Annotated in this window: 1 rRNA gene; it reads right to left on the bottom strand. The window is 53.6% G+C overall.

Features of this window, described 5'->3' with window-relative positions:
- A 5S ribosomal RNA gene (rrf, locus tag NAZ64_RS22465) occupies nt 1–78 on the bottom strand; the annotation flags it as partial.
- Between the last annotated feature and the right edge of the window lie 142 nt (nt 79–220).

Below are 220 nucleotides of genomic sequence, written 5' to 3'. Positions count from 1 at the left end.
ACTACCATCGGCGCTACGGCGTTTCACTTCTGAGTTCGGCATGGGGTCAGGTGGGACCACCGCGCTACTGCCGCCAGGCAAATTCTTTTGTGCTCTGTACGCAATTCTTTATCGCATCAGCGGCGTTGCCTGCGCTCGTAAACTCAGTCACATACTTCTGTATGCTCCTTCCTTTCCTTCGCTTGCCGCCTTGCTGCTGCGCAAATTATTGCGTACTCAA

It is taken from the genome of Salmonella sp. A1325, from assembly GCF_056991255.1.
This window is presented reverse-complemented; position numbering and strand designations above follow the sequence as displayed.